The 7,125-nt window shown below is 65.4% G+C and carries 6 protein-coding genes and 1 pseudogene; 1 reads left to right on the top strand and 6 read right to left on the bottom strand.

The window, feature by feature from the left end:
• The first annotated feature begins 243 nt into the window (after positions 1-243).
• Positions 244-1,308 carry a TraB/GumN family protein gene (locus tag EN781_RS20680; protein ID WP_126057464.1) on the top strand — a complete coding sequence of 355 codons (1,065 nt, stop codon included), beginning with the start codon at positions 244-246 and terminating at the stop codon, positions 1,306-1,308.
• A 673-nt stretch (positions 1,309-1,981) separates the two neighbouring features.
• On the opposite strand, the gene lpdA is transcribed toward EN781_RS20680, so the two are convergent.
• The 6 genes and pseudogenes from lpdA to sucA all read right to left on the bottom strand — a co-directional run.
• On the bottom strand, positions 1,982-3,388 hold the full coding sequence (lpdA, locus tag EN781_RS20670) for a dihydrolipoyl dehydrogenase (RefSeq protein WP_126057463.1): 1,407 nt from the start codon (positions 3,386-3,388) through the stop codon (positions 1,982-1,984).
• Positions 3,389-3,411: 23 nt separating this feature from the next.
• A complete protein-coding gene (locus EN781_RS20665; RefSeq protein ID WP_126057462.1) occupies positions 3,412-4,167 on the bottom strand; it encodes a glucose 1-dehydrogenase in 756 nt (251 codons plus the stop codon).
• Positions 4,164-4,673 (bottom strand): hypothetical protein, encoded by a 510-nt coding sequence (locus tag EN781_RS20660; RefSeq protein ID WP_126057461.1) that lies wholly within the window; start codon positions 4,671-4,673, stop codon positions 4,164-4,166. The genes EN781_RS20665 and EN781_RS20660 overlap by 4 nt, the downstream gene beginning before the upstream one ends.
• Entirely contained in the window at positions 4,673-5,458 is a 786-nt protein-coding gene (locus tag EN781_RS20655; RefSeq protein WP_126057460.1) for a DUF4241 domain-containing protein, read from the bottom strand. Before EN781_RS20655 ends, EN781_RS20660 begins: the two co-directional genes overlap by 1 nt.
• A gap of 17 nt (positions 5,459-5,475) precedes the next feature.
• Entirely contained in the window at positions 5,476-6,756 is a 1,281-nt protein-coding gene (gene odhB / locus EN781_RS20650; protein WP_126057459.1) for a 2-oxoglutarate dehydrogenase complex dihydrolipoyllysine-residue succinyltransferase, read from the bottom strand.
• Between the two features lie 30 nt (positions 6,757-6,786).
• Positions 6,787-7,125, bottom strand: a pseudogene (gene sucA / locus EN781_RS20645) (2-oxoglutarate dehydrogenase E1 component); the annotation flags it as partial.

Genomic DNA, 7,125 nt, shown 5'->3' with positions numbered 1-7,125 from the left:
ACGCCAGCCTGTCGACGACCCAAATCTACACCGGCGTCGACACCGCGCGGCTGCTGGAGATCTACGAATCCGCGCATCCACGGGCGTAAACCGCCGACTTCGTAGGCGACGCGATGGGCCTTTCGGTTGATCGTCAGGACATCATCGGACAACGCAAGCTGTTGTTAAGACCAACAGCACCGAAAACAATTTCATTCTGTCGATTAACTGTTTTGCCGCTTTTCAGCGCTAAGACGCTTCCTCATGAAACGCGTCATCGCCATCGCTGATCGCGCGGCCCTCGTGTCGCTGAGGCTGCTTGTCGCGCTGAACGTACTGTTCTTCCTGTCCTTCCTCGTCGTCCTGCTGCTGGCCGGCAGGGCACATGCCGAAGCTGCAGCCTGCGGCGGCAACGACATGCTGAGCGCGCTGCAGAAGGACGATCCGGCCACCTATCGCAAGATCGAGGCCGAAGCGGCGGCGACGCCGAACGGCAAGGGCCTCCTTTGGAAACTCGAAAAGCCGGGCGAAAAGCCTTCCTTCCTGTTCGGCACGATGCACATGACCGATCCGCGCGTCACCACGCTGCCGGCGTCCGCGCGAAAGGCTTTCGGCGCCGCCGACACGGTCGTCATCGAGACCACCGAAGTGCTCGACCAGCAGAAGATGATGGCCGCGCTCGTCAAGGAGCCGGACCTGATGATGTTCACCGACAGCACCACGCTGTCCTCGCTGCTGTCGCCCGACGACGCGGCGACGATGAACAAGGCGCTCGACGCGCGCGGCATTCCACCGGCGACCGTCGCCAAGATGAAGCCGTGGATGTTGTCGGCCATGGTGGCGCTGCCGGCCTGCGAGCTGGCGCGCAAGGCCGGCGGCGCGCCGGTGCTCGACGTCAAGCTCGCCGAGGACGCCAAGGCCTCGGGCAAGGCCGTCGAGGGGCTGGAGACCGTCGCCGACCAGCTTCATGCCATGGCCTCGCTGCCGCTTGCCTTCCACATGAAGGGCCTGGTCGACACGTTGAAGCTCGGCGACAAGGTCAATGACGTCAACGAAACCATGATCGTGCTCTACCAGCACGGCGACACCGGCATGTTCTGGCCGCTGTTTCGAGCAGTCCTGCCCGGCGACGCCGACGATCCGGCCAGCTACGCCGCCTTCGAGGAAACCATGATCACCAGCCGCAACAAGGTGATGGCCGATCATGCCGCGCCGTTCTTGGCCAGGGGCAATGCCTTCATCGCGGTGGGCGCCTTGCACCTTCCCGGCCCGCAGGGGCTGGTCGAGGATTTTCGCAAGGCCGGCTACACGGTGACCGCCGTCGACTGATCCGCACGGCCGGGTTGCGCTTCGATCGGGAAGGAGCGCCGGTGCCGTGCTGATTCGTGACTTGGCGGCGCAAGGCTCCCCGGTTTCGTGCCGAATGGTGTCGAAAGACCGGGTTCGGCTCGATCCCGACCCATTTTGTGGTGGAAATGCCTGCCGGCAGGGGATCCCAGGTCAGAATTGCCCTGCTTTCAGCATTTTCCGGGCCTAGTATGAAACCCGTTCAACGGTCGCGCGTTGACGGTTGTTATTTGATACTTTTCATCCACGGAGGACACTTTTATGGCGAACCCTAACGACACTCCCAGATCGGGCGGCGGCGGCAGTGGCTGGCTGATTGCCCTGGTGGTCATTATCCTGGCCATTGTTGCCTACTATGTTTTCGGAAGAAGCGGCGAAGCTCCGGCGCCCGCCGAGCCGCCGGCCGCCAGCACACCGGCGCCCGCTCCCGAGCCGATGAAACCTGCGGAACCTGCCCCGGCACCTGCGCCAGCGCCCGCTCCGGCACCAGAGCCGGCTCCCGCGCCAGCACCGGCCCCGGCGCCCGCTCCGGCACCTGCGCCGTCTCCGTAATCAGGCTTAGCTCAACGACGAACGGCCCGCCGAAAGGCGGGCCGTTTTGTTTGGTGGCAACCACGTTTTCGACGGGCGTTCGGCGCCGCCGCGTGGCGCGCAGCTAGATGTGGATCGGCTTGAAGAAGGTGGCCAGCGCCGCTTCCTTCACCGCTTCCGACATCGTCGGGTGTGCGTGGCAGGTACGGGCTAGATCTTCCGACGAGCCGCCGAACTCCATCAGCACCGCCGCCTCGTGGATCATCTCGCCGGCGCCGAAGCCGACGATGTGGACTCCGAGCACGCGGTCGCTTTGCTTGTCGGCCAGGATCTTGACGAAGCCGTCGGTATGCAGCATGGCGCGCGCCCGGCCATTGGCGGTGAACGGGAACTTGCCGGCCTTATAGTCGATGCCGGCCTTCTTCAACTCCTCCTCGGTCTTGCCGACCGAGGCGATCTCCGGGCTGGTATAGACGACGCTCGGGATCACGTCGTAGTTCACATGGCCGGCCTGGCCGGCAATGATCTCGGCCACCGACACGCCCTCGTCCTCGGCCTTGTGCGCCAGCATCGGCCCGGCGATGACGTCGCCGATGGCGTAGATGCCGGGCACGTTGGTCCTGAGGTGCCGGTCGGTCTTGACGCGGCCGCGCTCGTCGACCTCGACGCCGGCTTCCTTCAGCCCGAGGCTGTCGGCATAGGGGCGGCGGCCGGTGGCGACCAGCACCACGTCGGCGGCGATCGTTTCGGCGGCGCCTCCCTTCACCGGCTCGAAGGTGATGCTGGCGCCCTTCTTGGCCTTGGCGACTCCGGTGACCTTGGCGCCGAGCTTGAACTCGAAACCCTGCTTGGAAAGCAGCCGCTGGAACTGTTTCGAAACTTCGCCGTCCATGCCGCCGAGGATGGCGTCGAGGAATTCGACGACAGTGACCTTGGCGCCGAGCCTGGCCCAGACCGAGCCGAGCTCCAGCCCGATGACGCCACCGCCGACCACCACCAGATGGCCCGGCACCTTTTCCAGCGACAGCGCGCCGGTCGACGACACGATCACCTTCTCGTCGAAGTCGACCTTGACGCCGGGAATGCCGGCAACGTCCGAGCCGGTGGCGATCACGATGTTCTTGGTCTCGATCTCCTCGACCTTGCCGTCCTCACCGGTGACCGAGACCTTGCCGGCTGCGACCACCTTGCCGGTGCCTTGGAAGCTATCGATCTTGTTCTTCTTGAACAGGAAGGCGACGCCGTTGACGTTGGCCGTCACGGTCGCGTCCTTGTGCGCCATCATCTTCTTCAGATTGAGCTTCGGCGTGCCGATTTCGACGCCGAGCGTGTCGAAGGAATGGCCGGCCTCGGCGAACATCTCGGAGGCGTGAAGCAGCGCCTTCGACGGGATGCAGCCGATGTTGAGGCAGGTGCCGCCGAAGGTGGCGTTCTTCTCGATCACCGCCGTCTTCAGCCCGAGCTGCGCCGCCTTGATGGCGCAGACATAGCCGCCCGGTCCCGATCCGATGATTACAACGTCATAAGCCATGGTGTTGTCCCTTTATCCGGCCTTCAGCGGCCGCCGCTCACATTCAGGATCGCGCCCGTTATATAGGAGGCCGCATCCGACAGAAGATAGAGAACGGCGCTGGCGACCTCATCGGCCGTCCCCGCCCTCTTCATCGGCAGCATATCCTGCATCCGCGCCACACGATCGGGCTGGCCGCCGGACGCGTGGATCTCGGTGTCGGTGATGCCGGGGCTGACCGCATTGACGCGGATGCCTTCCGTCGCCACCTCGCGCGCCAGGCCGATGGTCAAAGTGTCGATCGCGCCCTTGGAGGCGGCGTAGTCGACATATTCGCCGGGCGAACCCAGCCTCGCCGCGGCGGAAGAGATGTTGACGATGCCGCCGCCCTTGCCGCCATGCCGGGTCGACATGCGCTTGACCGCCTCACGCGCGCAGAGGAAGGAGCCGACGACATTGACGCGCATCATGCGCTCTACCCGCGCGGCGCTCATCTCGTCGACGCGCGTCTTGGCGTCGACGATGCCGGCATTGTTGACGAAAGCATCGAGCCGGCCGAAGGTTCTGTCCACCGCCTCGAACATCGCCAGCACATCGGCCTCGTTGCCGACATCGCCCTTGACGGCAATGGCCTCGCCGCCCGCGGCCTTGAGTTCGGCGACGAGCGCCTCGGCGACTGCCTGGTTGGAGACAAAATTGACAGCGACACGATAGCCGGCCTGGCTGGCCTGCCGGCAGATGGCGGCGCCGATGCCGCGGCTGCCGCCGGTGACCAGCAGCGTCTTCTTGTCCGCGCTCATTCCTGGCAGCCTTTCAGCAGGAAGACATCCCACGGCACCTTGGAAAAGCCGTCCGGGCCATAGGCGGCCGACATCTGCAGCGAAGCACCTAGATCTGGAAAGATCAGGCTTTTCGGCGCCTCCGCGCCTTCGGCCGGCAGCAGCGCGATGTTGCCCTTGTCGTCGGCGCTGTAGACGACGCCCTCCCACACCGTGCAGGCGGCGAGTTCATCGCCGGTCACGTCGCCGGTCGGGCATTTGTACATCAGCGAGCCATGCGGCCGCGCCACGCCGTCGGTCCACATGACGATACCGTCCAGCACCACGCCCTTGTCGAGCAGCATCTTGAAGCTGTTGGTGACGGTGGCCGAGTCCATGGTCGGCCTGAAATCGATGCCGGCCTCGCTTTCGGCATCGCCATAGACGGCGAGTTCCAGCGGGCAGGCGGCGTGGGCCTCATGACCCGCTGCGAGGACAGCCAGCGAACCGGCCATATATCCGATTATGGGCGAGGTGACGTTTGCCATCAGTTGGCTTGGCTGCTCTCGCGGCCGTCGGCGTTTTCGAGCACGCCGAAATCGGTCATCAAGACCAGCGGCTCGCCGGCCGCGTCCAATCCCCAGAAGGACGGATAGAAGCCGTCGCCCCAACCGCTCCAGAACATCGCGATGTTGGTCGCCTTGCCGGCGACCGGATGATGCATGACGAACCGATCCTGGTTGGGCGCGAATTCGGCCGCCAGCACATCGTCATAATAATTCTGGTCGGGCTTTAGCCTGTCCTGCGCGGCCGACATCAGCGCCATCGCCGTCTTGTCCATGAACGAGCCCAGACCGGCATCGACGGGATAGCCGAAGATCTCGTCGGCCTTAAGCGTCGCGATATCCTGGCCGGGCATGGTGGCGAGTTCCCAGCGCACCGGCGTGCCGGGATGGAAGCGTAGGAAGGCCGCCGCCACACGGCCCTGCGCCTCGAACAGCGAAACCGGATAGTGCCCGGGCTTCACCTTGCGGCTCAGCGCCGGCCAGTCATCGCTTGTAACCAGGGGATCGCAGGCGATGATCTCACCTGTCGGCAACTCAAGGTCTCCGATTGGCGTGATCGCTATCTTGCGCTCCGCCAGTTGCGTCTCGCTGAGCGCGAAGATACCGAGGTTGCTGCTCGCCTTTGCCGGATCCCATTGTGCGGCGATTGCCAGCGAAGGGATAGCCGTGGACAGGCCCAGTCCGACAAGGCCGCGCCGAAAAACCCGCTGTAAGCCGCGCGCCGCACGCCCCAGCCCGAACCCCAGGTGCTCCAGCCAGCCACTCATAGCGGGTCAGCCTTCGATCACAGATCGAGCACCAGCCGTTCCGGATCCTCCAGGCTTTCCTTGACGCGCACCAGGAAGGTCACCGCTTCCTTGCCGTCGACGATGCGGTGGTCGTAGCTGAGCGCCAGGTACATCATCGGCCGGATCACGATCTGGCCGCCGACCACCACCGGCCGGTCCTGGATCTTGTGCATGCCGAGGATGCCCGACTGCGGCGCATTCAGGATCGGCGTCGACATCAGCGACCCGTAGACGCCGCCATTGGAGATGGTGAAGGTGCCGCCCTGCATGTCGGCGACGGAAAGCTTGCCGTCGCGCGCGGCGAGGCCGAGGCGGCCGATCTCCTTCTCGATCTCGGCTATTCCCATCTGGTCGGCATCCCGCACCACCGGCACCACCAGGCCCTTGTCGGTGCCGACGGCGACGCCGACATGGGCGAAGTTCTTGTAGATGATGTCGGTGCCGTCGATCTCGGCGTTGACCGCCGGGATCTCCTTCAGCGCATGCGTCACCGCCTTGGTGAAGAAGCCCATGAAGCCGAGCTTCACGCCGTGCTTCTTCTCGAACACGTCCTTGTACTTGGATCGCAGCGCCATCACCGCGCTCATGTCGACCTCGTTGAAGGTGGTGAGCATGGCGGCGGTCGACTGCGCTTCCTTGAGCCGCCGCGCGATGGTCTGGCGCAGCTTGGTCATGCGCACGCGCTCCTCGCGCGGGGCGTCTTCGGCCGGCGACGGCGCGCGGACGACGACCGGGGCCGGCGCCGATTTCGGCGTCTCGGCCGGCTGCGACGGCGCGCCCCTGGCGATGGCGTCGAGCACGTCGCCCTTCAGCACCTGGCCGCGCTTGCCGGTGCCGGTGATCTGGTCGACCGCGAGGTTGGCCTCGGCGATCAGCTTCGCCGCCGCCGGCGCCGGCGGCATGGAGCGCTGCTCGATCGCGCCGGCATCGCCGGCGATCTTGGCGGTCTCGGCGGCAGCCTGCTTGACGGTGGACGCCGCCTCGGGGCTGGAGGCCTGCGACACGGCTTGCGGCTTGGTCGCGGGCGCCGCCGCCTCGCCGCCGGCCGAGATCGAGCCGAGCAGCGCGCCGACGCCGACCGTCTCGCCTTCCTTTGCGATGATCTCGCCCAGCGTTCCGGCGCCCGGGGACGGCACTTCCACCGTCACCTTGTCGGTCTCGAGCTCGACCAGCGGCTCATCGGCGGCGATCGCGTCGCCAACCTTCTTGAACCATTTGCCGATGGTCGCTTCGGTGACGGATTCGCCGAGGGTGGGGACGCGGATTTCGGTAGCCATTGTGCCTGTCCGTTCTGTCTCGTTAAGGTTCTATTCGCCGAGCGCGTCGTCGAGCAAGGCGGCGAGCTGGCTGAGATGCTTCGACATCAACCCGGTCGCCGGCGAGGCCGAGGCCGGACGGCCGGTGTAGCGCACCCGCTGATGCTTGGCGTCGATATGTGCCAGCACCCATTCCAGATAGGGGTCGATGAACGACCAGGCGCCCATGTTCTTGGGCTCCTCCTGGCACCACACCATCTCGGCATTGCGGAAGCGTGACAGTTCGGTGATCAGCGCCTTGGCCGGGAACGGATAGAGCTGCTCGACGCGCAACAGGTAGATGTCGTTGATGCCGCGCTTCTCGCGTTCCTCGTAGAGGTCGTAATAGAC

Source organism: Mesorhizobium sp. M4A.F.Ca.ET.090.04.2.1 (assembly GCF_003999085.1).
GTDB lineage: Bacteria > Pseudomonadota > Alphaproteobacteria > Rhizobiales > Rhizobiaceae > Mesorhizobium.
Note: the sequence above shows the minus strand (reverse complement) of the source record. Positions and strands in the feature narration are given on the sequence as shown.